Origin of the sequence: Pseudarthrobacter sp. TAF60_1, assembly GCF_052113505.1 — a bacterium.
Lineage (GTDB): Bacteria > Actinomycetota > Actinomycetes > Actinomycetales > Micrococcaceae > Arthrobacter.
Window position 1 is genome coordinate 279,545 of the sequence record NZ_JBFRDI010000001.1, and the last position, 25,615, is coordinate 305,159.

The window sequence follows — 25,615 nt, forward strand, 5'->3', positions numbered from 1 at the left end:
TCACTTGGTGACCAGCTCGTTGCCGTAGCCCGAATCACACTTGCCATCGTGGATCACGCCGTTCCCGGTCGCCACCACGTAGTTGTCAGGAGGATCGAACACGGCCCGGTGCACGCCCGTCACTTTGAACGTGCACTGGCGGGCAGACCTGCCGCTTTCTCCTTCGCCGCCAATCCACATGTCAAGCCAAATCGACGCATCGCCGAATTCTTCCGCTCCGGTGTGGCAGGCGCCGTCCTGGGGCGTGGGCCCGTCCCCGCAGGTGTCCTCCACGATGAAGTACCGCCGCACGTGCGGCAGGTAAATCCGGGTTCCCGGCGCAAAGTCAAGGACGTCTTGTCCCGTCGCCAGGGAATGTCCGACGGCGACGGTCACCGGATCCTCATAGGTACCGGTTCCGCCGGCCGTCTTGTGTAGCACCGGGTGGCTGATAATCGGCGAGCCCGCAGGGGTGTTGTCCTGCCAGGTGTAGGCCGTGACGTATACCTGAGTTCCCACCGTCTGGTCCGGTGACGGAGTGGGCGTCGGAGGCGGCGGGCTGCTGCAAGCACCGGCCGCCAGGACCAGCGCGAGCAGGCCCGGGACGAGGAAAGCTCTGTTACTCACGCGGCGGGTCACATTGGCCTCCTGCGGCGACGGGTGCTGGGGTGCTGGGGCCGGCCGCAGGGGGCGGCCCGTCATCTTGGCGGCTCCGCGTAAGAATCCTGGGGTGCTGCGGTAGAACTGGATAACCCGAGTTTCCAGGGGTTTGCGAGCAGCGGATCGGCCAACTGCGCCTGCCCTAGCGCAGCCGAACACTCATCGCAACGGCCCACAAACTGGTGGGGGCAATCCATAGGATCCACTGCCTCTCCGGTTGAAACTCTAACTCGCATGTGAACCTCCTGCTCCTGTCCACGTCGCGATTGGCGGGCCCTACAATCGCGTCAGGTCCTGCGACGATAGCGCCGGCGGAGATCATTGCGGCACCAACCCTGAATCCCGCCGGCACGATAAGTAAACCGAATATGCGGACGCGATGCACGAGTAACCAGTACTCAAGTTCTGCAGCCTCCACTACCCACCATCAGACAGCCGGGAACGCTCCTTCCATGGAATCGATGGTGATCGATAGCATGGGAGCGTGAAATTCCTTGAGAACCCTCCCCGGTTCCTGTTCTTTACGGGCAAGGGCGGCGTGGGTAAGACTTCCGTGGCGTGTGCAACCGCGCTCACGCTCGCGAAGGCCGGGAGGAACGTCCTGCTCGTTAGTACCGATCCCGCGTCCAACGTGGGGCAGGTATTCGGAGTGACCATCGGGAACACCGTCACTGCCATCCGGGATGTGCCTGGTCTCTCTGCGCTGGAAATCGATCCGGAGCAGGCCGTTGCGGCCTACCGCGAACGGATCATCGCTCCCGTTCGCGGAATCCTCCCGGAAGCGGAACTGATCGGGATCGCCGAGAGCCTTTCAGGTTCCTGCACCACGGAGATCGCTTCCTTCGACGAGTTCACCAACCTGCTGACCGACGACGGCCCCTACGGTGGGTATCACCACATCGTCTTCGACACCGCCCCCACAGGCCACACGATCCGGCTGCTGCAGCTGCCCGGCTCGTGGACCGACTTCCTGGCGGCCGGCAAGGGAGACCCGTCCTGCCTGGGGCCGCTGTCCGGGCTCGAGAAGCATAAGCAGGTTTATGCCAAAGCGGTGCAGGCCCTCACGGACCCCGCCAGAACCCGGCTTGTGCTGGTCAGCCGCGCCCAGACGTCGTCGCTGGGCGAGATTGAGCGGACCTATCTCGAGCTCAACCAGATCGGAATCGGAGGCGGCTACGTCGTCGTCAACGGCGTCCTGCCGGAAGCCGCCGGCGACGAGGAGCTGGCCCGGGCGCTGCGCGCCCGCGAAGCGGCGGCCATGGCCGCCATTCCCGCGGCTGTGGCCGGCCTACCCCGCGATATTTTGGAATTGAAGCCGGGAAACATGGTGGGCATACCCGCACTTGAGTCCCTTTTTGTGCCCACGTCCGGAACGGACATCACTGCCCAAGACGGGCGAGTGCCCGAGGTCGAGGACCGGCCGCTGGCTGCCCTGCTGGACGAAATAGAACTGGACGGCCACGGGCTGGTGATGTGTATGGGCAAGGGCGGGGTGGGGAAGACCACGGTCGCTGCAGCCATCGCTGTTGCCCTGGCACGACGCGGGCACTCGGTCCACCTCACCACCACCGACCCTGCGGCCCACCTCACCGACACCCTCCACGGGGTGGTTCAGGGTTTGCAGGTCTCCCGCATCGACCCCGAAGCGGCCATCCAGGAATACCGCACCCACGTCATGCAGACCAAGGGCCGGAACCTGGACGATGCAGGGCGCGCGGCACTGGCCGAGGACCTCCTGTCCCCCTGCACCGACGAGGTGGCTGTGTTCAGGCAGTTCTCCAAGGTGGTGCAGGAATCCCGCCGGCACTTCGTGGTGATGGACACGGCGCCGACCGGTCACACACTGCTGCTCCTGGACGCGACCGGCTCCTATCACCGGGAGATCGCCCGCCAGGTTGGCGACACCATGGGATTCGTGACGCCCCTCATGCGCCTGCAGGATCCGACCCAGACCAAGGTTGTTCTCGTCACGCTCGCCGAAACCACACCGGTGCTGGAAGCCGAAGAGCTGCAGGCTGACCTGGAAAGGGCGGGCATTCACCCGTGGGCCTGGGTGATCAACAATTCGATCGCCGCCGCGCACCCCCGGACGCCCTTCCTGCAGGCCCGCGCGGCGAATGAGATTGAGCAGATCGCGAAGGTGCACACCTTGACCGGCAGGGTGGGCCTGATTCCGTTGCTGCCCGAGGAGCCCATCGGCGAAGACAAACTCTCCGCCCTGACAGCTCTCAGCACCCTGCCTGCGCAGTAAGTGAAGGGCACAGACGCGGGCTTCGCTGGCCGGAGCGTGGCGGGACCACCGCTGACCGCGTTCCGGTTCATCCTTGTCTTCGGCATTATCAGCGCCCTGATGGACATGGTTTACGAAGGGGCCAGGAGCGTCACGGGCCCGTTCCTCGGCGCACTTGGCGCTTCTGCCCTTCTGATCAGCGTCATCACGGGCGCGGGCGAGGCAGTGGCCCTCGTTTTGCGCCTGGTCTTCGGGCGCCTGGCGGACCGGCCCCGGCTGCGGTGGGCCCTGGCGATCACGGGCTACGGCCTCACGGCGCTGTCGGTGCCGCTGCTCGGGATGACCAGCGCCTTGTGGATCGCGTGCCTGCTTGTTCTGGCGGAACGTCTGGGCAAGGCCGTGCGGAGTCCGGCGAAGGACACCATGCTCGCCGAGGCCGGCACCGCCCTGGGCCGCGGCAAGGCGTTCGCGTTCCACGAGGCACTGGATCAGGTGGGCGCATTCCTCGGCCCGCTGCTGATCGGCGCGGCCCTGTCACTTTCCGGCAGCTACGGCCCGGGGTTCCTCCTGCTCACTGTTCCCGGGGCGGCGGCGATGCTGCTTCTCTTCTGGCTGAGAAATCGCATCCCGGACCCCTCCGTCTATGAGGTGTCCTTCCCGCATGGAAAGCCTGGCATGACGTCAGGATCCGCCGGGCCGGGCCCGGCCACGCTGGCGCCCCCAACGGCGGGACGGATGCCCCGGCAGTTCTGGACGTACGCCGCATTCAGCAGCCTGACCATGTTCGGCTATGCAACCTTCGGGCTGCTCTCGTTCCATCTCGTCGCCACCGGACTGCTGCCGCCTGCGCTCGTTCCCGTCCCGTACGCGGTGGCTATGGCGGTGGACGCTGTGGCGGCCCTGGCCTCGGGTTGGCTCTATGACCGGATCGGGTTGAAGGTCCTGCTTGCCCTTCCCCTACTCGCAGCGGCCGTCCCCTGGCTCGGTTTCAGCAGCAGCACCCCGCTGGCAGTCGCCGGGGTGCTGTTCTGGGGCGCCGCCATGGGCGTCCAGGAAAGCACCATGCGCGCCGCCGTCGCCGAGCTGGCCCCGGCAGGAAGGCGTGGCAGCGCCTACGGCATCTTCACTGCCTGCTACGGCCTGGCCTGGCTGGCCGGAAGCGTACTCATCGGGGTGCTGTACGAGCAGTCAATACTGGCCCTCGCCGTCACCCTGACCGTCGTCCAGGCCGCCGCGCTGGCCATCTTCATCGCCGTCAGGCCTCATCAGACCACGCTCGGCGCCTAGCAGCCCGGGAGATGCCGGCGGGTAGACTTGCAGGAGGTGAGCCGGGAAGTCTGGTCGGCAGTATTTTTGTCGACCCGATTTTTAGGACACTTTCATGAGCAAAATTCCGCCTGCTTCGCCGCGTTCCTCCGTTCTGGGACGGGGCAGCTACGGCGAAGTGCTGCGCATCGGCGAGATCCTGCGGAAGGAAACCGTTGGCGGCATCCTGCTGGTCGCCGCAGCCGTCCTCGCCCTGATCTGGGCAAATTCCCCGGTTTCCGGGAGCTACTTTGCGCTGCGCGATTTCCGCGTCGGGTACGAGCCCTGGCATTTGGACCTGAGCCTGGGGACCTGGGCGGCCGACGGGTTGCTGGCCATCTTCTTCTTCCTCGTGGGGCTCGAACTGAAGCGTGAGTTCGTGGCCGGCGACCTCCGCCAGTTCAGTAAATCCGTGGTGCCCATCGCGGCGGCCGTCGGCGGCGTGGCGGTCCCTGCCGCCATCTACGCGCTCATCAATCTGGCCAGCCCTGAAACTTTGCGGGGCTGGGCCATCCCCACGGCGACGGACATCGCTTTCGCGGTGGCCGTGTTGGCGATTATCGGCTCCCACCTGCCCAGTGCGTTGCGGATCTTCCTGCTGACGTTGGCCGTGGTGGATGACCTGCTGGCCATCAGCATTATCGCGGTGTTCTATTCCAGCAACATCCAGGCCGGCCCGCTGCTGCTGGCCCTCATTCCGCTGGCCGTCTATGCCTTCCTGGCCCAGAAATACCGCCGGTTCTTCGGCGCCAAGCCCGCTGCGGCGTGGCTGATTCTGCTTCCCCTCGGTGTGCTCACCTGGGCGTTGGTGCATGCCTCCGGTATCCATGCCACCGTGGCGGGTGTGCTGCTGGGGTTCGCCGTCCCGGTGATCCGGTCCGCTGCCAGCGGCGGCCCCGCGGCGGGTCCTGGCCTGGCCGAGATCTTCGAACACCGGTTCCGGCCGATTTCCGCCGGCATTGCCGTCCCGGTCTTTGCCTTCTTCTCCGCCGGTGTGGCCGTGGGCGGCTGGGGCGGCCTGGCCGCGGCCCTGACGGACCCCGTGGCCATCGGCATCATCGTGGCCCTGGTGCTGGGCAAACCGGCCGGGATCCTGGGCACCACCTGGCTCCTCACCAAAGTCACCAGGGCGTCCCTGGACCAGTCGCTGAAGTGGATTGACGTGTTCGGGATGTCCCTCCTGGCCGGGATCGGCTTCACGGTTTCGCTCCTGGTGGCCGAGCTGAGCTTCGGACAGGGCAGCGTCCACGACGACCACGCCAAGGTGGGGATCCTGGCCGCGTCGCTGCTGGCCGCCCTCCTGGCCTCAGCAGTGCTCGTCACCCGGAACCGCCAGTACCGTGCCGTGGAGGCGGAAGAGGCCGTCGACACGGACCACGACGGCGTCCCGGACGTTTACGAGGACGAGCACCGCCCGTGACTGACCTCAGCCGGAGCTGATTTGCATGTTCTTCCACCACTGGCCCGTTGCGGCGATGCCGAGCGCGGAGACCGGGACGCACAGGAAGAGCTGCAGAGGGCTGACCGTTTCGGCGGCGGCCGCGCCGCCCATGCCCATCCACAGCCCGGGTGCCGCGTAGGGAAACCAGGCTCCGGCGCCAAATGCCGTCACCACCTGGGTGGTGACCACCAGCAGGACCAGGGCGCCGACGCCGGGAAGATAGCCGCGTGCCACGCTGGCCACTACGGCGAGCGGGCACGCCAGCAGGGCCGCCAGGGCGCCGCCGCACCATGCCTTGCCGGCGGCCACCAGAACTTCCGTGCCGGGCAGGCCGAGTCCGATGACGGCGCCGGCAAGAAAGGCAACGGCGACGCTGACCAGGCACAGCAGCAGGGACCAGAGAAGGATCACCGTGAACTTCGCGTAGGCAAGCCGCCGCCGGGTGACCGGCAGGGCAAACAGGCACGCCTCGGTTTTTTCGGTGAACTCGCGGCCGAAGCACCAGCACACTACGAAGCCGATACCCATCAGTGCCCCGACGGACAGCAGCATTCCCACCATTGCCAGATACCCGGCCCAGCCCGTACCAGTCAGCATGGCGGCGGCTTTGAGGCCGATCTGGCTGGACCCGTCGGTGGTGGCCGCGACCATGAAGGCCGCTGCGAGCACCGGCAGGGCAATGCCGATCAGGGCCGAGACCGTCCAAACCACCGGTGCCCGGCGGAACTTGAGTGCCTCGAACTCCCGGGCCGTTCCGGAAGCGCCCACCGTTACTCCTGCTCGTTCAGGTCGGACTGCAGGACCAAGTCAAAGAAGCTGCGTTCGAGGTCCACGGCCCCGGGCTGCAGCGTGCCGATGATCCTTCCGCGGTGAAGCACGCTGATCCTGTCAGCCATCCGTGCAACCTCGTCAAGGTGGTGGCTGGAGACCAGGATCGCCGCGCCCCTATCCGTACGTGCTTCCTGGAGCAACCGCCGAAGAACGATGACACCGCGCGGGTCCAGTGCGTTGGTCGGTTCGTCCAGGACAAGCACGTCCGGTCCCTGGACCAGGGCGGCTGCCAAACCGACGCGCTGCCGGTTCCCCAGCGACAGCGTCCCGCTGCGCCGGTCCGCATATTCGTCCAGACCCAGGTCAGACAATGCCCGTCCCGCGGCGGAACTGGCGGCGTCCTTCCTCAATCCGTGCAGGCGGGCGGAACAGTACACATTCTCGTGAGCGGTCAGCTCCGGATACGCGAACGGGGTCTCCAGCATCTGCCCGACCCGTGACCACACTTGCGCTCCTGCGCCGGAGACCGGAAGTCCCGCCAGGTGAGCCGAACCCCTGTCCGGTTTGAGCATGCCAAGCAGGATCCGCATCAACGTCGTCTTCCCTGCTCCGTTCAGCCCGACCAAGGCGTGGATTTCCGAGCGCCCCACGCGAAGGGTTACGTCGTCCAGTACAGGGAACCCGCCCAGGGATTTCGATACACGCTCCGCCCAAATGGCCGCTTCCGTTCTCATCAGTGGGGACCCGACGGCGGGTGCGGACCGGGATGCGGGTGCGGACCCGGGTGCGGGTGCGGGGGCACGTGTTTGTGAAGGTGCGGCGGCGCGGGTGGCGGCCCGCCGTGAGGCAGCGGGTGCGGGGGTAGGGGCGCCTGCCCCGCGGACGGTTCGCCGTCGTCGTTCCTTTGCCCGTTGCCCGTTCCATTGGCTTCACCGGATGCGTCCGGGTAGAGCCCGTAGTAGCTGTAGAGTTCCTGTTCCTGCGTCTCCGTGATGGCGCCGCGGTCACTCTCGATGCGCGGGCCGTTCTTGACCGTGTCCTTCGCGTACGCGACCCTGATCACGGACTCATCGAGGCTGGCACCCGAGAGCGGGGCGAAGGATTCGGACATGCCGAACAGGCCGGTCCGCACGGTGACGAATGCCGGCTCCCCCGAATCGCCGCTGGTGAAGATCTGTTCCACGGAGCCGATTTTCTCGCCGGCTGCGTCCACCACGACGCCTCCATTGAGGACGATGTTGTCAATGTCCTGCAGGCTGAGCATGGGCACTCCTTCTCGTGAGCGGTTTCGGCGGATAGCTGATCTATATTCTGTCCCCGCGCAGCGTTACGCCGGAGGCAGGCTCAGCTGTTTGGCGTGAAAGTCGAAATGCTGGGTGGGGTAGGCGTAGACATCGTTCAGGCTCATGACGGGTCTGAAGAACGGGTCCCATCTGTCCGGGAACGGCATGGAGCGGGACAGGCTGCCGGGAGTCTCGCGGTCCAGCTGCCGTGACAGGGATTCGATGGTCTTACCGAGTTTCCGCGCCATCCGCCGGTGGTTGAAGACCGTCGCCGCCGCGCGGGAGCCCCAATAATTCACGACGTCGAAGGGCCGGGTTCCCGCGTTGAGTACCGCCGCGAACGCCCTACCTGCCGGGGCAGGCAGTCGGCTGACCAGGCGGACCAGGGGAAGCAGGGCCCGGACCACCATGTACCCGAAGACCATGTGGAAGAGCAGTTCCTCGTTGGTCCACTTCGTGCCGTTGCTCCTCCGGCGAAGGTCCTCCGCGGTAGCGCCTGCCAGCCAGGCATCGAGTTCCCGCCGCACGCGGCTGTATCCGGACACAATCTCATCTTTAGCTGGATTCAAGGCGTTCCCTCCCGTCTGGTCTAAAACTACCCCGCGGCCGTCAGTGCCAGAACCGCCGCGAACACGGTCAGCGGCGCCACCATCAGTCCGAACAGCGCGTACCCGCGCCAGGTGATCAGGACGTTCATCCGCACCAGCCGGTCGTGCCAGAGCAGGGTGGCCAGCGAGGCCCACGGCGTGATGAGCGGGCCGGCGTTGACCCCGATGAGCAGCGCCGCCATCCGCTGCGGCGTCTCAGCCAGGGGTTCGGCCAGCAGGTAGGCGGGCAGATTGTTCAGCACGTTCGAACCCGCGGCGCCGGTGGCGGCCAGCCGGAGCAGCTCCGGGAAGCTCTCCCCCGTGCCGGCGAGCTGGCCCACGAATGCAGAGGCGCCCAGGTGCCGGGCGGTTTCCATAACCAGGAAGAGTCCGGAGGCGAACAGCAGCAGGGACCACGGCACCAGCTGCACCTTCAGGACCCGGGGCCGGCGGAACGCGAAGACCGCAGCCAGGACCAGCGCGGCGGCCGCGGCGGGGATCCAGACCGGAACCCCGGACACCAGCGCCGGCAGCAGCAGCGCCAGCACCACGGCGGTGCCGCCGAGCAGGACGCGGTCCGTGGAGGCCGCCGTCGGGCTTCCGGTTTCCGCATCCGGCCGGACCCGTCCCACGGGGATCCGCGAATAGCGTTTGCTCAGGTCGCGGCGGAAAACGAGGGCAATGAACACCAGCGGCACCAGCACCGCGGCGAGGGACGGCGCCCACATCAGGGCCGCGAAGCCGGCCGGGCTGATCCCGCCCAGGCTGTGCTGCGCCAGCAGGTTGGTCAGGTTGGAGATGGGCAGCAGCAGGCTCGCGGTGTTCGCCAGCCATACGGTCATCAGGGCAAACGGCAGCGGCGGCAGGCCGGCCTGCCGGGTCACGCTGACCACCACCGGGGTCAGCAGCACCGCCGTGGTGTCCAGCGAGAGGAAGATGGTGCTCAGCGTGGCGAACACCGCCAGGAACAGCCAGAGCAGGAAGCTGTAGCCGCGGCCCCAGTGCCGGAACCGGCGCGCAATCCACAGGAAGATGCCGGCCTCGCTGGCCAGCTCGGTCACCACGGTCATGGCGACGACGAACAACAGGATGGGCGCCACCCGGTCAACCAGCGCGGCCAGGTCAGCCGCGGGCAGCGTCCCGGTGACCGCCGCCACCGCGCCGGCCGCCAGCAGAACCGCTCCAATGATCGCCAGACGCATGAACGGATTCTAGTCCGGCTTCCTTGGCCCTAGCGGGAAGGGTCCGTGGAGGTTAGCCGCGTGGCCTTGACCCGTTCGGGCGACGGGCACAGACTGGCACTGCCGGGCGGTGGCAGTGAGTCGGCGGGTGGAAGGGCAGAAGAAATGGACGCTAGCGGCAGGTTCCTCATCGTGGCCGGTATCGACGGTTCCGAGCAGTCTCTGGCCGCTCTTCGGTGGGCCGTGGATGAAGCCCGTCTCCGGCACGGCAAGGTCCGTGCCGTTACCGCGTGGCACTACCCTCCAGTGCCGTCAACGGTAGAGGACAGCGGCAGTAACGACTCCTTTCACTCCGCTGAGCGTCTCCAGACCGACGCACTGAAGGCCGTCGCTGCTGACGACGTGGACATCGAGGGAATACTCGTCCGTGACCTGGCTGCCACCGCTTTGCTGGAAGCCAGCAAAGATGCGGACCTGCTGGTTGTGGGATCCCGGGGCCATGGCGGGTTCGCAGGGCTGCGGCTCGGATCAATCTCCAGCCAGGTGATGCACCATGCACCATGTCCCGTGCTGGTTGTCCGGCCCAGGAGCGGTGCCTGATTCCCCGCCTACTTCGCGATTCGTCCCACGATCTGCCGGGCAACCAGCCGGTCGATTCCGGGCAGATGGGTGGCCCGGATGATCCACTGCCGCAGAAGGCGCTGGGTCCGGGTGGCGGGGAGGAACGATGATGCTGTGCGTCGCCCGGCGGCCTGGGCCTCCTGGACCGTGGGGCGCCAGCGGCGCTGGAACTCGGTGAGTGCCGGGCTGATGTCCGCAGGTGAGGCCACGGGTCCCAGGACGTCCCCGAGCAGCGCGGCGCCGGCGATCGCGAGCGAGCCGCCTTGCCCGGCGAGGAGTGAGACGGCGCCGCAGGCGTCCCCCACCAGAACGGTCCGTCCCCGCTGCCAGTGCGGCATGACAATCTGTGCCACCAGATCGTCGTACGGATGTTCGGGGCACAGTTCCAGCAGCCGGTCCACCGCGGAGCCGAGTCCGGCGAACTCCCGGCGCAGTCGCTCCCGCGGGCTCCCGGACCGCTGGTGCCCCGGCATGCCGGTGGCATCCCGGTAGACCATGAAGGCCGCCACTTCGTCGGAGCGGAGGCTGTAGAGACCGGCCATCCGGTTGATGCTGTCGGTGAGGACGAACCGGTTCCGGAAACGGGCATTCAGGATGGGGTCGGTCACGATGAACGCGGCGGCACGCATGCCCAGGGGGCGCAGGTACTCCGCCGCGGGGCCGAAGACCCGGGCCCGCACGGCGGAGTGGACGCCGTCAGCACCAACCAGGACGTCCGCCGCGACCGTCACGTCCGGTGAGCCGTCCACCGCGACCCGCACGCCGTCGTCATCACCCCAGATCCGGGACACCGGCGCCCCGTAGCGGACGCGCACCCGGCCCGGGGGCACGTCCTCCAGGGCAGCGAGGGCGGCACGTTCCATGTCCGGCCGCAGCAGGCTCAGGACCTTCCCGCCGGCAAGCCTGGCGAACCGGTCGTAGTCGAGGCTGGACGTGGGGCGCCCGGCGGCGTCAACGTACTCCGCTGCCTCCACGTGGTAGGCCACCTCTGCGAGCCGCGGGTAGAGGCCGATCCGCTCTGCGGCCTCCACCCCGGGACCGAAGAAGTCCATCATGTAGCCGTCAGGGCGCGGAGCCGCGGATTTCTCGAGGAGCTCCACGTCCCAGCCGGCCAGACCGAGCTGGCGGGCCGCCACAAGACCCGCAATGCCCGCCCCCACCACCACAGCCTTCATGTCACAGCTCCGCGAGCACGCTCCCCGGGTTCTCAATCGCGTCCGCCACGAAGCGGAGGAACCCGGCTGCCGTGCCGCCGTCGCACACGCGGTGATCGAAGGTGAGCGTCAGTTCGGTGACCTTGCGGACCGCGAGCTCGCCGCCCACCACCCACGGCTTGTCCATGATCCGCCCTACGCCGAGGATTGCCACCTCGGGGTGGTTGATGATGGCCGCGGACCCGTCCACGCCGAACACGCCGTAGTTGTTGAGCGTGAAGGTGCCGCTGCCCAACTGCTCGGGCGTCCCCTTCCCTTCGCGCACGACGGCGGTGAGCCGGCGGATCTCCGCGTCCAGTTCGCGGGCGCTGAGTTTCTCGGCGTTGCGGATGGAGGGCACCGTCAGGCCGCGGTCCGTCTGCGCGGCGAAGCCAAGGTTGATGCCGTCGAATGCCACGATCTCCTGGGCGCCGTCGGCGGCGGCTTCGATCCGGGTGTTCAGCTCCGGGAATCGTTTTAACCCGGCTGTGACAAATCGTGCAATGAACGCGAGCAGGCCGGGCGCGTTGTGAGGATCGGACTTCTTGAGCCCGGCCCGAAGCTCCACCAAGGCGGTCGCATCAACGTCGACCCAGACCGTGGCCTCCGGAATTTCCTGCCGGCTGCGGGTCATGTTCGCCGCAACAACTTTGCGGACACCCTTCACGGGCGTCCGGGCGGAGATGGGCAGGCCCGTGCGGGAATCGGTCCCGGCCGGGGTATCGCCCACCGCCCGCGACGGCTCAGCCACAGGGCTGGCCTCAACTACAGGGCGAGCATCAACGTCAGGACTGCTGATGGCCGCTTCAACGTCCCGGCGCATGATCAGCCCGCTGTCGCCCGAGCCGTGGAGGTCGCCGAGGTCCACGCCGTGTTCCCGGGCCATCCGCCGGACGAGCGGGGAAATGACGGCGCCCAGCTTCCCCGGCACCCGGGTGCGGAGCAGCGAGAGGTCCAGATCCGGGGCTTCGGCGGGCTCAACCACAGAAAGCTGCCGCGGGGCCCGGGTGCGCCGCGACTGCCCGGCACCGCCGGGAGTCCCGTAGCCGATCAGCACATTGCCGGACCCTGCCTTCTCCTCCTCGCGGTAGGCGTTGGCGGCCGCGGTTTCAACCACCGGCTCCTCGTCCGGCGAAGGGGCGGGGGCGGCATCATCCGCGCCAGCCCCCGCAAGAGAGCCAACGCGCGCAACAGAAATCAAAGGCTTCCCCACGTCCAGCGTCTGCCCGGGCTCGCCGTGCAGCTCAGCCACGGTCCCGGCGTAGGGCGACGGCACCTCCACCACGGACTTGGCCGTCTCCACCTCGGCGATGGGCTGGTCCACGCGGATCTCGTCGCCCACGGCCACCAGCCAGTTGATCAGTTCGGCTTCGGTGAGGCCTTCGCCGAGATCGGGCAGCATGAATACTTGCAGTGCAGAGGTCATTGGTCAGTCTTCCCACTGGAGGTTGTCGACGGCGTCGAGGATGCGGTCCACGCCGGGCAGGTAGTAGTGCTCGAGCTTCGGTGCCGGGTAGGGGACGTCGAATCCGGTCACGCGGCGGATCGGTGCGGCGAGGTAGTGGAAGCAGCGTTCCTGGACGCGCGCCACGATCTCGGAGGACACGGACGCGAAGCCGTGCGCTTCGGCGATCACCACGGCCCGGCCGGTCTTGCGGACGGACGCGCACACGGTCTCGTCGTCGAACGGGACGATCGAGCGGACGTCGATGACTTCCAGCGAGCGCCCCTCCTCAGCGGCAGCGGCAGCGGCGGCGAGCGCGGTGGGCACGGACGGCCCGTACGCGATCAAGGTTGCGTCAGTGCCGGAACGCGCGACGGCGGCACGCCCCTCCGAGGACCTGCCCACCTTGCGGTTCGCAGCGTGAGCAGACCGCAGCTCCTCAAGGTCCACCATGTCCTTGGACCAGTACATCTTCTTGGGCTCCATGAACATCACGGGATCGTCCGAGTCGATGGCCTCCCGCAGCATCCGGTAGGAATCGGCCACGGTGGCGGGCGTGAAGACCTTCAGGCCGGCGGTGTGGGCGTAGTAGGACTCGGAGGAGTCGCAGTGGTGCTCCACTCCCCCGATGCCGCCGGCGTAGGGAACCCGGATCACCATGGGCAGCTTCAGGGCACCTTTGGTGCGGTTGTGCATTTTGGCCACGTGGCTGACGATCTGCTGGAACGCCGGGTAGGCGAAGGCATCGAACTGCATCTCCACCACCGGGCGCATCCCGTTCATGGCCATCCCCACGGCCATGCCCACAATGCCGGACTCGGCCAGGGGCGTATCGAAGCAGCGCTGCTCGCCGAACGTGCGGGTGAGGCCGTCGGTGATGCGGAAGACCCCGCCCAGCTGGCCCACGTCCTCGCCGAAGACCAGGACGGAGGAGTCGGCCTGCATGGCATCGGCCAGGGCCGTGTTCAGGGCTTTGGCCATGGTGATGGACTGCGGTCCGGACGCCTCAGCCGCGGAAGCGGCGGAGGCGGCGGCCCGGGCGGTGGCTGCGCTGACGTTGCCGTTCGCCTCGGAGGAGGTGGTGACTGTCGGGCTCATTTGGAGGCCTCCCCGGAGGCTGCGTCGCGGGCAAGTTCGTCGGCCAGCATGGCGGCCTGCTCCTTCAGTTGGGGTGTTGGTTCTGAGAACACGTGGCGGAAGAGCTCCTGCGGGTCCACCGGAACTTCCTCCCCCAGCCCCTCGCGAAGCTGAGTGGCAACATCCTCAGCATGCGCCGCAATCCGCGAGGCGCCGTCGTCGTCCAGCAGTCCGCGGTCGGTGAGGTACGTCCGCATCCGGGTCACCGGATCCTTGGCCAGCCACTCGGCAACTTCACTGTCCTGCCGGTAGCGGGTGGCGTCGTCGGCGTTGGTGTGGGCCTGCATCCGGTAGGTGTTCGCCTCCACCAGGAGCGGGCCCGAGCCGCCCCGGGCGAGCGCAACGGCCCGGTCCAGCACGGCGAGGAGGGCGACGACGTCGTTGCCGTCCACGCGTTCGCCGGCCATGCCGTACCCCACGGCCTTGTGCGCCAAGGACGGCGCCACGGACTGGTGCGCCAGCGGAACGGAGATGGCGTACTTGTTGTTCTGGACGAAGAAGATGACGGGCAGGTGGAAGACGGCGGCGAAGTTCAGGGCTTCGTGGAAGTCGCCTTCGCTGGTGGCGCCGTCGCCGCACATGGCCATGACCACCGTATCCTCGCCGCGGAGCTTGGCCGCATGCGCAACGCCGACGGCGTGCAGCAGCTGCGTGGTCAGCGGCGTGCACTGGATGCCCACCTTGTGCTGGGCGGGGTCGTAGCCGCTGTGCCAGTCGCCGCGGAAGATGGTCATGGTCTGCACGGGGTCAACCCCGCGGGTCATGACCGCCACGGCGTCCCGGTACGTGGGGAACAGCCAGTCGCCCTCGGCGAGGCAGAGCGCCGCGGCCACCTGGCAGGCTTCTTGCCCGTGGCTGGACGGGTACACGGCCATGCGGCCCTGCCGGACGAGTGCCGAGTTCTGGTCGTTGACGCGGCGTCCGACGACGAGCTGCTCGTACGCTGCCAGCAGTTCGGCATCGCCGGGCAACGGGTATTCGTGGCCGGGTTCGGTGCCCTGCTCGCCTTCGGCCAGGAGCCTGCCCTCCGGGTCCACCATCTGGATCTGGTGCCGGGCGGGGAGCATGTAGTCCTCCACCGTGATGCCGAACTTGCGGACGGCTTCGGTCACGGCGTTTTCGGCAGTCGGGCGCTGGTCCCGGTCCGGCGCAGAGCCCGGGGCGGTACGGGGCGCAGAGTGGTCCGCGGAGATCGTCATTGGTCAGTCCTTCTGTAGCCACTATTCCTTCCCAGTATTGCCCTAACGGATGTTTCGTATCCAGACCTAACGGCAATTGTGGAGAAGACAGCTCGGGAGGGCGATTTTGGGAGACGAATTGAAACGTGAGCTGGATTACGAGCTCACGCGGTAGACGAATTGGCAAGCCAAGTCTCCAGGATCTCCCCACAAAGAAATACGCCCCCGACCATGATGGTCGGGGGCGACATTCCTGCGCCGTTGTCAGCGGACCTTGTCATGCCTTGGCGAACCGTCGCAAGCTACCGCGAAGCGGCGGCGGGTTCCTCGTCGTCAGCGGTGATGAGGATGTTGCCTTCGGAGATCGATTCGGAGAGGACGTCGTGTTCGATGGCGGTGGCCAGCGGCTTTTCCTTGATGAACACGAGTACGACGGCGGCGATCACCGCGAGCGGGACCATCCAGATGAAGATGGGCGTCAGGGCGTCGTTGTAGGAGGAGACGATCAGGTCCTTGATCTCCGCCGGGAGGTGGTTGACCACCGCCGGGGTCAGGGAGTTCGACCCGCCCGGGGTGCCGCCGCCGGTGGCAGCCGCAGGCATCCGCTCGGTGAGAAGACTTGCCAGCCGGCTGGCGAACAGGCTTCCCACCACGGCGGAACCGAGGGTGGCGCCGATCTGGCGGAAGAAGTTGTTGGAGGCCGTGGCGGTGCCCACTTCACGTAGCGGGAAGGAGTTCTGCACGATCAGGACCAGAATCTGCATGCTCAGGCCCAGCCCAACACCCATCACGGCAAGGTACGCGCAGATTTCCCAGAGCGGCTGTCCGGGCTTGAGCGTGGAGAGCAGCACCAGGGCCACGGCCACCAGCACCGACCCGGCGATGGGCATCCACTTGTACCGTCCCGTACGACTTACCAGCTGGCCGGAGCCCACGGAGGCCACCAGCAGGGCGCCCATCATGGGGATCATCAGCAGCCCGGACTCAGTCGCGTTCACGCTGAAGGCCATCTGCAAATAGGTGGGGAGGTAGCCGATGGCGCCGAACATGGCCACACCGATCAGCAGGCCCGCGAAGGTGGAGAGGTTGAAGTTCGGGTCCTTGAACAGGTGCAGCGGGATGATGGGCTCGGCGGTGCGGCGCTCCACGAGGACGAACGCGACGGCAGCCACGATGGTGACCGCAATCAGGGACAGGATGATGGGGTCAGTCCAGTCGTACTTGCCCCCGCCCCAGGTGGCGAAGAGCACCAGGGCCGTGGTGGCGATGGCGAGCAGGAACATGCCGCCGAGGTCCAGCTTGGGTTTTCCGGCGTGCTTGGGCAGCTTCAGGAAGAAGAACGCACCGGCAAGGGCCAGCAGGCCCAGGGGGATGTTGATCCAGAAGACCCAGCGCCAGCCGGGGCCCTCGGTGAACCAGCCGCCCAGTAGCGGCCCCGCTACGGAGGAAATGGCGAAGACGCCACCCATCAGGCCCATGTATTTGCCGCGTTCCCGCGCCGGGACCACATCGGCGATGACAGCCTGCGAGAGGATCATCAGCCCGCCGCCGCCCAGGCCCTGGATGACGCGGGCGGTGATGAGCATCCCCATGTCGTTGGCCAGCGCACCGATAACCGAGCCGATCATGAACAGGGTGATCGCTGCGATCAGCAGGGCTTTGCGGCCCATCAGGTCACCGAGTTTGCCGTAGACGGGCATGGTGATGGTGGAGGCGAGGATGAAGGCGGTGATGACCCAAAGCATGTCGCTGACACCGTGGAGTTCACCCACGATGGTGGGCAGCGCCGTGCTGAGCACGGTCTGGTTGAGCGATGCGAGGAGCATGGAGAGCATCAGCCCGACGAACAGCAGCACGATGTGCTGTTTCTCCGGGGCCTTGGCCGCCTCCGGGACAGTGGGGGTGGTCATGAGAGTTTCCTTTGCAAGTGGTGAAAAAGTTCCAGAGCGGGGGCGAGTTCCCCGGGTGTGAGTCCTGAGGCGGGATCGAAACCGGGCGAGGTTGCCGCGAACTTGGCAGGCACCGCGGCGAGCATGACCAGCATCCGGGCAGTCTCCCCCGGGCTGAAGCCTTCGGCGCCGCCGGACCAGGCCGGATCGTTTGCCAGCGCGGCGATCACTGCCTCGCAAACCAAGGCTTCGCCTTTGGCCATGTACTCCATCTGACGGCGGTGCAGATTCGGGTACCGCTGCAGCAGATCGCGGCGCCGGCCGGCATCGGTGCTCCCGAAAGCTGACCGCGCCACCGCGACGAGCAACAGGGAGATTTGGCCGAGCAGATCGGCCGCGCCTTCCAGCTTCGCGGCCTCCTCCGGATCCAGGACGGGCTCACGGAGGCCCAGGACAGCGTCCTCTTTAGCCGGGAAATAGTTGAAAAATGTCCGGGGCGAAACCCCCGCGGTCTCCGCAACGACTTCCACGGTGGCCTGCTCCAACCCGCGCTCGTGGGCAAGCGATGAAGCTGCCTCGTGGATCACCGTCCAAGTTTCCACCTTTTTCCGCTCGCGCAGGGTGGGAGTGATTGCTTCAGGCATCTAAATATTTTTGCATAAGTGCATGAATTGCACAACTGCATTTTTCGCGAGCCGAACAGGTCAGTCCTTCTGTGGCCACTCTTCATGCCCAGCATTGACCTATCCGATGTTTCGTATCCACGGTCGCCGCAATTCGTGGAGCACGCGGCCATGGAGGGCTATTCTGGGAGACGAATCGTCGTCACGGGGGGCACTACGCCAGGGAGCTGTGGACATATTGGCAGAGACACCAGACCGGACGGAACCGGCGCCGCTGGACGACGTGGACCGCCACATCATCGCCGAGCTGACCCGGGACGGCAGGATGTCCGTGACCCAGGTGGCTCAGAACGTCCATATCTCCAGGGCCCACGCCTACACCCGGATCGCACGGCTCACCAGCGAAGGGGTGTTGACCAAGTTCACCGCCTTGGTGGACCCCATCAAGGCGGGGCTCAAGTCCTCGGCCTACGTCACCCTCAAGGTCAGCCAGCATTCTTGGCGCGAGCTCCGCGAGGAGCTCAGGGCCATTCCGGAGGTCCACCACGTTGCCCTGGTGGGCGGCGACTTCGACGTCATCCTGCTGGTGCGCGCCATCGACAACACCGACCTCCGCCGGGTGATCTTCGACGAGCTGCAGTCCATGCCGGGCGTCCTGGACACGCAGACGTTCCTGGTGTTCGAGGACGTGGATACGCGTTAGTGCGTCCGCGGTCTGCGGCCGCGGATGCGGGCTCGGGGCTCGGGGCTCGGGGCTCGGGGCTCGGGGCTCGGGGCTCGGGGCTCGGGGCTCGGGGCTCGGGGCTCGGGGCTGAAAATAGAGTACCTACTACTCGTGTACCGCCATACCCTGCCACGTAGCCTCAAGTGAGAGTCCTCAGGGACTCCACGGCACATCGACTTCGGGGGGTTAGGTGAGGACTTACACGTCAGGGTCTTCGTCGTTACCGACAAAGAAGCAGCCACGGCAGAAGGGCAACGAAGTGCCCCTCCTGGATCAGGCCACACTGGACCGTCTCCGCAGCGAACTAGATGACAACCAGGACGTGTGGACGATCTTCGTGACGAATTTCGTCGCCTATCTACCCATCAGAACTGAAAAACTGCGCCTGGCCCTTACCACCGGGGACTGCGCCGGCGCCTTGGATGTGGTCCTGGGCCTCAAGACGTCCAGCCAAATGGTCGGCGCCGAGCGGTTGGCGGAGCTTGCATTCGATCTCGAGCAGTCCATTCGGACGGACTCCAACCCGGATCCCGGCCGTGTCCTGCCCAGGCTCGCGGCTGCCCACCTTTCACAGATCGAACGATGCATCCGGCACACTTCCCATCCGCTGCTGAAATATCTGGCCATGCGGCAATCGCGGGCCATTTAGCAGCAGACCAAGTGTGCCTGGCAAGCTCGTAACGGGGAACTAGGGTACGGGCTACCCGTGTCCGCACTCATCGAACACCGGAACTCGGCCAGCCGGACCTTGATGGGTAGAGGTGGTCGCCGTGTCCGACTGTTCAGCAATGCCTATGTCCGCATTTTGACCCCACGCGCTCAAGAGGCGGACACGGCTGCCGAGTGACGCAGCCGGCCTCACCGGCTCTCCCCCGGCCGAGCAGACCACGGGAACCCGGGCGCCTGCCTCCCGGCAACGGATCCCCGTCTTGCGCTGGACCGCAACGGACTGAGCATGCGGATCGGTGCGAGGACGGTGGCCATTGACGGAGCCAACGAGAAACTGATCCGCTCTGAATTAAATGCTCCGCACGCTGCTGGTCTCCAGCCGAGCGGCGAGCACCAAAGTGGATTTGGCTGCGGTCCGGCTCGTCGTCGACGACGAGCACCCACTCTCCCACCGGCAACCTACTTTGAGCCCGGCGCGGCCCGGGGACCACTCCGCCGAGGGCTCTGAATTGCCGATGGTTATAGAGACATTTCTAAGGGTCACTTTGAGCTTCAATGAAGACGTCTAACCCAGGACCCGAGCACGGCGTCTGATGGTCAAGACATGAACCCACCGAGTAGCCTCCGGTTTTTTATCGGGTAGCCGCTACTCGTGAACTGGATCAGCGCGCCGCCTAGGGTGGACATTGGGCCGGCGGTGGCGGTGCGGACCGAGATCGTACGTACTGCCTCCCAGCAACCGCCGGCCCTCTCTAACTGCCCCCAAGGCGGATTCCCGTGTGGCATCCCCCCTCGTCGTCGGTAATCTTGCCCGTCGCGTACACAAGTAGTGCCCGGGGCACAATGCGCCGGCATCACGTTGTGCCTACTGCGTCGCGGCGGGCTTCAGTTCCCGGGGCTTCGGAATGGAACGGGCGACGGCGGGCTCCTGCCTTTTGGAGGCCCAGCGGCGGATGGGGCGCTCCACAAACCTGAAAGACAGCCAGGCCATCAGCACGGTCAGTGCCGCCGCAAGCGGAACGCGGAGCCAGAGTGACGGGACCAGCGGTATCTCCAGAAGATAGACGGGCAGGTGCCAGAGGTAGGCGGCATAGGAGAGGTCGCGGCCGGGGTTGGCCAGCCAGGGGTGGCTCAGGAACCGTGAGGCGAGGCCGGCCGGGCGAAGGACCAGCGAGCCGATGACCACCCCCGCAAGCAGCGCCAGAACGGTGGGGCCGCCCGTCCAGAAAACATCAAACCAGGCGCCCGGCGTGTTCGGCTCCTGAAGTACGAACAAGGCTGCAGCCAAGGCAAGCCCGGCGACCGGACCGGCCCAACGGGCACCGGCCTGCAGGGCGGCGTGGACCCGGGACCCCGGGGTGACCGAGGCGAACACGAGGGCCATGGCGCAGCCCAGCAGCAGCTGGTCGGCCCGGGTGTCCGGCCCGTTGTAGAGCCGGGCCAGCGATGCCCCGTCCAAAACCAGGTGGAGCCGTGAGACCAGGAACCCGGCCGCTAGGACGGCGCTCAGCCAGGCGACGGTGCGGACCTTCCAGAACCGCAGCATGATCAGCAGAACCACCGGCCAGACCAGGTAGAACTGCTCCTCCACGGCGAGGGTCCAGGTGGGGCTCAGCGCGTTGCCGCCGGTGGAGGAACCGAACAGACCAAAGTTGGACAGGTTCATCACGTAGCCGGCCGCCGGGAGAGCATTGGCTTCCTGGCCGCCCCATGCGGACAGCGGGAAGATCAGCCCACCGAGAACCACCACGGCGCAGACTGCCAGCAGCGCGGGCCAGAGCCGGGCCAGCCGCTTGGCGTAGAAAACGCCCAGGCGCAGCCGCCCCGTGGCCCGGTACTCCTTCATGATCAGGAGGGTGATTACAAAGCCGCTGAGCGTGAAGAAAACGTCCACTCCGATCGAGCCGCCGGGGACGAGTTCCGTCACGGTGTGGAAGAGGAAGACGCCGATGACCGCGACGGTCCGCAGACCGTCGAGGGCGTGCTTCCGCCCGGAGATCAGCCCGTTTTCGAGTGCGGACGGGCGTTCCTCCAGTGCGGAAATTGCCACGCTTTGCTTAAGAATCACTAAGCAAGCATATATAACGTTTCTATAACCCCGCTAAATGGAGGCTGGGAGAACCCTTAGCGTGGGGCGCTTGCGGGTTCCTCGTCGTCGGCCGTGATGAGGATGTTGCCCTCGGAAATCGACTCGGAGAGGACGTCGTGCTCGATGGCGGTGGCCAGCGGCTTTTCCTTGATGAAGACCAGGACGACGGCGGCGAGCACCGCGAGCGGGACCATCCAGATGAAGACGGGAGTCAGCGCATCGTTATAGGAGGAGACGATCAAGTCCTTGATCGCCGCAGGCAGATGGTTGACCACCGCCGACGTGAAGCAACACATAACCACTCGCGTGGCGGAACTTCGCGGGCAAACGGCGCGGAAGTTTCTGCCACTTATGTCTCTATGTCTCAGGCCCAGGCTGGAGTCGATACGGACGGCGTCCCGTACTTCGCGGACGGCCTCGCATTTTCCCAAGCAGTACCCGTTCTCACTGACACCGATAGTGTCCCCTACTTCAACGCCTAGGAGGCCCTCACGATGACTCAGCCAGCAACCAAACGACTCCTCACCAAAGCAAACGCAGCCAAGGCCTATGTGAAGTCCAAGCCGGTTGCATCGCAACGTCCGATGGAAGCCACCAAGCAGGCACCCAGCGGCCGCGGCGTGATCGGCATGGCCGACAGCGGCAACACCCTACTCGGTTGGAACACCTTCGGCCTCGCGCAGTCAGACAACGCCGGAACAACCTGGATCGGATGCAACGTGCCAACAGACGTTGCGTCGTCCTCCTCGAGTGTCGGCAAGGCGGCCGCAGTGCAGTTCAAGGGCAACTGGTATTTGCAGGCCCTGAAGATCAGCGATGGGCTGCCCAGCCTCTTTCGGGCAACCCCATTCGCCGGCGCGGGAAACTTCACCTGTTCCGGGCCGCTGATCACTGGCGTTACCGGATCGACGATCTTCTCCACCGCCCTCGACGCCGATGCCCAGTACGTCTACTGGGGCGAGTACGGCGACCCTGTAGGTGGTCCGTCCATCTACCGCAGCCCAGACGGCACTACGTGGACGCAGGTACTCGGCCCCGGTGGGATGGCTGGTGGTCGGCACGTCCAGGGAATCAGCGTGGACCCCTACAACACCGGCCACGTCTACGCTGCCCTCGGTGACGCGACATCGACCACCTACATGGCCCGCTCCACTGACTACGGCGCAACCTGGGCGGCTCTTCCCGGAGCTCTCGGCACGTCCCAGGCGTACCAGTCCTGCCAATCAGCTTCGACGCCGAGAACATCTACTACGCTCCGGACACCACGGCGGCCATGTCAATGCTGAAGGTGGACCGGGCCACTCTCACACCCGAGTGGGGCGGGCGGCAGACGCACCGCAACCTCGCGGTTCCCGGCGGGCTCCCGTCGCGCAAGGTGACGGACCTTGTCACCACCAACGGAAGCCCTGTCGTGACCTCGGCAACAGCGAACTTCACAGCCGCCGACGTGGGATCGAGGCTCCGCACTATGGGGCAGAACTTCGTCCCTATTGACGCCTATATCAAGTCTGTTGACTCGGCCACGCAGGTCACCCTGTTCGTCAACGCCACCAGCGCAGCTACGGGCTGACCGCCGTGTTTGGCGGCGAGGCGTGGGGCGTCATGTGCTACTACGGCGCGGTGGGCCCTCAGACGGGCACCTACTACTTCGTGTCCATAAACGGCGCTGCCGGCGGCAACGTCGATGGTCTGTTCGCGTACTTCCCGGACGGCACGATCACCCCGCTGAACATCCTCAACACTTCGCCCGACTCGCGGATGTTCATCGACGGCACGCACGGCGTGCTGTGGGTCTAGGGATTCAGCCACCCGCTGCTAACCATCTAGCTAAGATGCAAAAACGGGGGTGCCACCGATTATGTGACACCCCCGTTTGGCTCTGCGTTCTAGGCTCCCAGCGCCTCGGCAAGCAGTGGGGCCAGTGCCGTGGCGTACTTAGCGGTCAGGTGGCCACCATCTGCGTAAACAGGCGTTGTGCCTACGAAGGACGGGCAGTTGCCGGACATGCAGAACCAAGGTGTTGCGTCGATTAGCTTCACATTGGCCGCCGCAGCCTCCACCTTTATGGCAGCAACCGTACGCTCGTCGTCACGGTCGGTTCCCGTAACACAGTCACTGGGCTTGCTGGCCCGGGTTGCGCAAGCGTCGAGACTCTTTCCGCCTGGGGGTGGCGTAAGCATGACGGTCCTGGTCGCCGAACCTGCTAACGCAGCGAAAGTGGCCTTCGCACCGGCAGCCCACTCGGCCGAGGAAGCCGCGCCGGTAGCGCCGTCGGCCATCGGAGCACCGTGGTTACTGGTCATAATGACTAGGTCCGGCTTCATGCCCCTGATGCTGCCCAGTGCCCAGTTCCTGAACACGTCGCATCGCGGGTGCGGTGACTTGTCTCCCTTCAGGACGGTCACGGACTCCGCCGGGCACTGCTGGACCGTATACACGACCACTTTGTAGCCCTTGGGCTCAAGCGCCGCCCGGATGCCTGGCACGTAACTGATCGCCATGGAATCGCCCAGCACCACAGCAGTTCGGGACGCGTCCGGGTTGCCGTAGACGCAACGGTCTGCGTTAGCCACTGGATCATCCATTGACTTGGAGTCCATGCCCAGGCATCCATCGTTAGCCCACTCGGGCGCTTTCGCCTGCGGTCCGAGCTCGTCCACGGACGGGGAAAGTGCTGGCCACGCGGCAGTCGTCAGGGCTGCCTGAATTGTGGCGGCGTGCGCGTCGGCCAAGGTCGCGGGAGCCGCCACCGTTGCACCTGGCGTAGCCCGCGGCGCGGTAACAGCGGACACCGGAGCCGGGGCGGTGTTGGATAGGGCGACGCCCACAACGATTGCAGTTACGATACCCATAGCGATCACGCCGCCAATGGCCAAACGGCCCTGCATGGAGTGGTTTGTCATCCGCTCCCTCTTGCCCGGCTCAAGCCAGTTAGAGTGGCGAATAGGCTCCTCGAGGTAGTAATACGAAAGCGCCGACAGCCCCAATATGATCGCAAAGAACATGAGGTATTCCATGGGGCCCGCCAACGGAACGAGGGTACCCAGCAGAATAATGACTGGGAAGTGCCAGAGGTAGAGCGAATACGAGATGTCCCCTAGATAGCGTGCAACCGGGTTGGTGATGGGCGCAAGACCAACGTGCGAGCCGCCGGTTCCAGCCGCAATTACTAGCATCGTTGCCACAACCGGGAGCGCGGCCCACGGACCAGGGAACGGAGACTGCGTCGTGATGATGAACGAGCCAGCCAGGATTCCGCCAAGACCCACCCATGCAAGTAGCGGGCGGATAGCCGCAGGGAGGCGCTTCATCACTGGGCTGAGTACTGCCAGCAGGGCGCCGGCGCCCAGCTCCCATGCCCGGGAAAAGGTCGAGAAGTAAGCGAATGTTGGGGATGCTGCGGTTTCCCAGATTGCGAACCCGAACGAAATGACGGAGACTGCGGCCATGACAAACGCCAGCACCCGCAACGCCATGCCCTGAGCCCAGCCCATCCGCGAGGCAAGAACGCCAGTAACGAGAACGATTAGCCACGGCCACGCGAAATAGAACTGCTCCTCAACTGCCAGTGACCAGAAGTGTTGGAGTGGTGAGACAACACCGTCTGACTCCATATAGTTCGTGCCGGCCAACGCGAAATGCCAGTTAGCCCCGAAGATCATCGACCAGATGCCGTCCTGGGTGATCTGCCACGCCCTGCTGGTTGTGAAGATAGCCCAGCCTGCTCCGACCGTTGCCAGCAACACCAGCATTGAGAGCGGCAGGATGCGGCGCGCCCGACGCCGGTAAAAGTCGGCGAACGAGATGCGACCTCGCCGGGCTTGCTCACGCAGGAGGCTGCTAGTGATCACGAACCCTGAAATCACGAAGAACACGTCCACGCCCACAAAGCCGCCTGACGGGTATGCGAGCATGTGATCGGAGATGACCAGCAGGACGGCGAGGGCTCGAAGGCCCTGGATGTCGGGGCGAAGACTGGATTGCTTCGGCTTCATCTGCTTTAGTGCATGCCGAAAGAGCGTCGATTGCGCCATTTGTTCCCCTATAAGTTGAGACCTGCCCCCGATTCTACCTGCCACGTAAATCCGGTTATGTACGCTGACTGAACTTCCCAAACCATGACATGTAGTGCCACGATTCCGAACTAGAACCTGGCGCGTGACTGAGACCTGTCGGAAGCCGAAGCGCGCGGTTTTCCCAGGCCGTCACCGTAGGAGAGGTCGCGTCCGGGGTTGGCGAGCCACGGGTGGCTCAGGACCCGTGAGGCCAGGCCGGCCGGGCGGTGGGGCCGCCGGTCCAGAGCGGCGTGGACCCCGGAACCAGGGGTGACGGAGGCGAACACCAGGGCCAGGGTGCACCCGAGCAGCAGCTGACCGGCCCGGGTGTCCGGCCCGTGTACAGCCGGGCCAGCGACGCCCCGTCCAACACCAAGCGGAGCCGTGAGACAAGGAACCCGGCCGCCAGGACGGCGGCCAGCCAGGCGACGGTGCGGACCTTCCAAAACCGCAGCATCACCAGCAGCACCACCGCCACACCAGGTAGAACTGCTCCTCCACGGCGAGGGTCCAGGTGGGGCTCAGCGCGTTGCCCCCGGTCGAGGAACCGAACAGA

General features: G+C 66.0%; 26 protein-coding genes. 10 read left to right on the forward strand and 16 right to left on the reverse strand.

Annotated features, from left to right (window positions below):
- Nucleotides 1-606 (reverse strand): hypothetical protein, encoded by a 606-nt coding sequence (locus AB4Y73_RS01395; protein WP_441867610.1) that lies wholly within the window; start codon nt 604-606, stop codon nt 1-3.
- A 517-nt stretch (nt 607-1,123) separates the two neighbouring features.
- On the opposite strand from AB4Y73_RS01395, the gene arsA reads away from it, so the two are divergent.
- The 3 genes from arsA to nhaA all read left to right on the forward strand — a co-directional run bounded on the left by arsA (nt 1,124) and on the right by nhaA (nt 5,594).
- Nucleotides 1,124-2,890, forward strand: coding sequence for an arsenical pump-driving ATPase (arsA, locus tag AB4Y73_RS01400; RefSeq protein WP_441867612.1), 1,767 nt, complete (start codon nt 1,124-1,126; stop codon nt 2,888-2,890).
- A complete protein-coding gene (locus AB4Y73_RS01405) occupies nt 2,891-4,156 on the forward strand; it encodes an MFS transporter (protein ID WP_441867614.1) in 1,266 nt (421 codons plus the stop codon).
- A 94-nt stretch (nt 4,157-4,250) separates the two neighbouring features.
- Nucleotides 4,251-5,594 carry a Na+/H+ antiporter NhaA gene (nhaA, locus tag AB4Y73_RS01410; RefSeq protein ID WP_441867616.1) on the forward strand — a complete coding sequence of 448 codons (1,344 nt, stop codon included), beginning with the start codon at nt 4,251-4,253 and terminating at the stop codon, nt 5,592-5,594.
- Nucleotides 5,595-5,600: 6 nt separating this feature from the next.
- On the opposite strand, the gene AB4Y73_RS01415 is transcribed toward nhaA, so the two are convergent.
- The 5 genes from AB4Y73_RS01415 to AB4Y73_RS01435 all read right to left on the reverse strand — a co-directional run bounded on the left by AB4Y73_RS01415 (nt 5,601) and on the right by AB4Y73_RS01435 (nt 9,458).
- Nucleotides 5,601-6,383, reverse strand: coding sequence for an ABC transporter permease (locus tag AB4Y73_RS01415; protein WP_441867618.1), 783 nt, complete (start codon nt 6,381-6,383; stop codon nt 5,601-5,603).
- A 2-nt stretch (nt 6,384-6,385) separates the two neighbouring features.
- The gene (locus AB4Y73_RS01420) at nt 6,386-7,120 is read right to left on the reverse strand and encodes an ABC transporter ATP-binding protein (RefSeq protein WP_441867620.1); all 735 of its coding nucleotides are present in this window, start codon (nt 7,118-7,120) and stop codon (nt 6,386-6,388) included.
- Nucleotides 7,120-7,650, reverse strand: a complete 531-nt coding sequence (locus AB4Y73_RS01425; protein WP_441867622.1) for a hypothetical protein — start codon at nt 7,648-7,650, stop codon at nt 7,120-7,122. Before AB4Y73_RS01425 ends, AB4Y73_RS01420 begins: the two co-directional genes overlap by 1 nt.
- A gap of 63 nt (nt 7,651-7,713) precedes the next feature.
- Nucleotides 7,714-8,238 (reverse strand): DinB family protein, encoded by a 525-nt coding sequence (locus tag AB4Y73_RS01430; RefSeq protein ID WP_441867624.1) that lies wholly within the window; start codon nt 8,236-8,238, stop codon nt 7,714-7,716.
- Nucleotides 8,239-8,264: 26 nt separating this feature from the next.
- A complete protein-coding gene (locus AB4Y73_RS01435; protein ID WP_441867626.1) occupies nt 8,265-9,458 on the reverse strand; it encodes an SLC13 family permease in 1,194 nt (397 codons plus the stop codon).
- Between the two features lie 144 nt (nt 9,459-9,602).
- On the opposite strand from AB4Y73_RS01435, the gene AB4Y73_RS01440 reads away from it, so the two are divergent.
- A complete protein-coding gene (locus tag AB4Y73_RS01440; protein ID WP_441867628.1) occupies nt 9,603-10,037 on the forward strand; it encodes a universal stress protein in 435 nt (144 codons plus the stop codon).
- Between the two features lie 8 nt (nt 10,038-10,045).
- On the opposite strand, the gene AB4Y73_RS01445 is transcribed toward AB4Y73_RS01440, so the two are convergent.
- The 6 genes from AB4Y73_RS01445 to AB4Y73_RS01470 all read right to left on the reverse strand — a co-directional run bounded on the left by AB4Y73_RS01445 (nt 10,046) and on the right by AB4Y73_RS01470 (nt 17,543).
- Nucleotides 10,046-11,233, reverse strand: coding sequence for an FAD-dependent monooxygenase (locus tag AB4Y73_RS01445; RefSeq protein ID WP_441867630.1), 1,188 nt, complete (start codon nt 11,231-11,233; stop codon nt 10,046-10,048).
- 1 nt (nt 11,234) lies between these two features.
- Nucleotides 11,235-12,677: a dihydrolipoamide acetyltransferase family protein gene (locus AB4Y73_RS01450; protein WP_441867632.1), complete on the reverse strand. Its 1,443-nt coding sequence runs from the start codon at nt 12,675-12,677 to the stop codon at nt 11,235-11,237.
- A gap of 3 nt (nt 12,678-12,680) precedes the next feature.
- Nucleotides 12,681-13,793, reverse strand: a complete 1,113-nt coding sequence (locus tag AB4Y73_RS01455) for an alpha-ketoacid dehydrogenase subunit beta (protein WP_441867634.1) — start codon at nt 13,791-13,793, stop codon at nt 12,681-12,683.
- Nucleotides 13,790-15,031 carry a pyruvate dehydrogenase (acetyl-transferring) E1 component subunit alpha gene (gene pdhA / locus AB4Y73_RS01460; RefSeq protein ID WP_441867636.1) on the reverse strand — a complete coding sequence of 414 codons (1,242 nt, stop codon included), beginning with the start codon at nt 15,029-15,031 and terminating at the stop codon, nt 13,790-13,792. The genes AB4Y73_RS01455 and pdhA overlap by 4 nt, the downstream gene beginning before the upstream one ends.
- Before the next feature lie 281 nt (nt 15,032-15,312).
- Nucleotides 15,313-16,920 carry an MDR family MFS transporter gene (locus AB4Y73_RS01465; protein ID WP_441867638.1) on the reverse strand — a complete coding sequence of 536 codons (1,608 nt, stop codon included), beginning with the start codon at nt 16,918-16,920 and terminating at the stop codon, nt 15,313-15,315.
- On the reverse strand, nt 16,917-17,543 hold the full coding sequence (locus tag AB4Y73_RS01470) for a TetR/AcrR family transcriptional regulator (protein WP_441867640.1): 627 nt from the start codon (nt 17,541-17,543) through the stop codon (nt 16,917-16,919). Before AB4Y73_RS01470 ends, AB4Y73_RS01465 begins: the two co-directional genes overlap by 4 nt.
- 217 nt (nt 17,544-17,760) lie before the next feature.
- On the opposite strand from AB4Y73_RS01470, the gene AB4Y73_RS01475 reads away from it, so the two are divergent.
- Together AB4Y73_RS01475 and AB4Y73_RS01480 are read left to right on the forward strand one after the other, a co-directional pair.
- On the forward strand, nt 17,761-18,225 hold the full coding sequence (locus tag AB4Y73_RS01475; RefSeq protein WP_441867642.1) for an Lrp/AsnC family transcriptional regulator: 465 nt from the start codon (nt 17,761-17,763) through the stop codon (nt 18,223-18,225).
- Between the two features lie 280 nt (nt 18,226-18,505).
- Complete coding sequence (locus tag AB4Y73_RS01480; RefSeq protein ID WP_441867644.1) at nt 18,506-18,895, forward strand: Hpt domain-containing protein; 390 nt, start codon at nt 18,506-18,508, stop codon at nt 18,893-18,895.
- A gap of 885 nt (nt 18,896-19,780) precedes the next feature.
- On the opposite strand, the gene AB4Y73_RS01485 is transcribed toward AB4Y73_RS01480, so the two are convergent.
- Together AB4Y73_RS01485 and AB4Y73_RS01490 are read right to left on the reverse strand one after the other, a co-directional pair.
- Nucleotides 19,781-20,983, reverse strand: a complete 1,203-nt coding sequence (locus AB4Y73_RS01485) for an acyltransferase family protein (RefSeq protein WP_441867646.1) — start codon at nt 20,981-20,983, stop codon at nt 19,781-19,783.
- A 56-nt stretch (nt 20,984-21,039) separates the two neighbouring features.
- Nucleotides 21,040-21,300, reverse strand: a complete 261-nt coding sequence (locus tag AB4Y73_RS01490) for a hypothetical protein (RefSeq protein ID WP_441867648.1) — start codon at nt 21,298-21,300, stop codon at nt 21,040-21,042.
- 63 nt (nt 21,301-21,363) lie between these two features.
- Here AB4Y73_RS01490 and AB4Y73_RS01495 point away from each other — a divergent pair, with 63 nt between their 5' ends.
- The 4 genes from AB4Y73_RS01495 to AB4Y73_RS01510 are packed head-to-tail and all read left to right on the forward strand — an operon-like array spanning nt 21,364 to nt 22,801.
- A complete protein-coding gene (locus AB4Y73_RS01495; RefSeq protein WP_441867650.1) occupies nt 21,364-21,486 on the forward strand; it encodes a hypothetical protein in 123 nt (40 codons plus the stop codon).
- 12 nt (nt 21,487-21,498) lie between these two features.
- Nucleotides 21,499-22,290 carry a hypothetical protein gene (locus AB4Y73_RS01500; RefSeq protein WP_441867652.1) on the forward strand — a complete coding sequence of 264 codons (792 nt, stop codon included), beginning with the start codon at nt 21,499-21,501 and terminating at the stop codon, nt 22,288-22,290.
- The gene (locus AB4Y73_RS01505; protein ID WP_441867654.1) at nt 22,278-22,574 is read left to right on the forward strand and encodes a hypothetical protein; all 297 of its coding nucleotides are present in this window, start codon (nt 22,278-22,280) and stop codon (nt 22,572-22,574) included. Before AB4Y73_RS01500 ends, AB4Y73_RS01505 begins: the two co-directional genes overlap by 13 nt.
- Nucleotides 22,575-22,624: 50 nt before the next feature.
- Complete coding sequence (locus tag AB4Y73_RS01510; RefSeq protein ID WP_441867656.1) at nt 22,625-22,801, forward strand: hypothetical protein; 177 nt, start codon at nt 22,625-22,627, stop codon at nt 22,799-22,801.
- An 89-nt stretch (nt 22,802-22,890) separates the two neighbouring features.
- Here the strand turns inward: AB4Y73_RS01510 and AB4Y73_RS01515 are convergent, their stop codons facing one another.
- Together AB4Y73_RS01515 and AB4Y73_RS01520 are read right to left on the reverse strand one after the other, a co-directional pair.
- Complete coding sequence (locus AB4Y73_RS01515) at nt 22,891-24,999, reverse strand: acyltransferase family protein (RefSeq protein ID WP_441867658.1); 2,109 nt, start codon at nt 24,997-24,999, stop codon at nt 22,891-22,893.
- 256 nt (nt 25,000-25,255) lie between these two features.
- On the reverse strand, nt 25,256-25,537 hold the full coding sequence (locus tag AB4Y73_RS01520) for a hypothetical protein (RefSeq protein ID WP_441867660.1): 282 nt from the start codon (nt 25,535-25,537) through the stop codon (nt 25,256-25,258).
- Between the last annotated feature and the right edge of the window lie 78 nt (nt 25,538-25,615).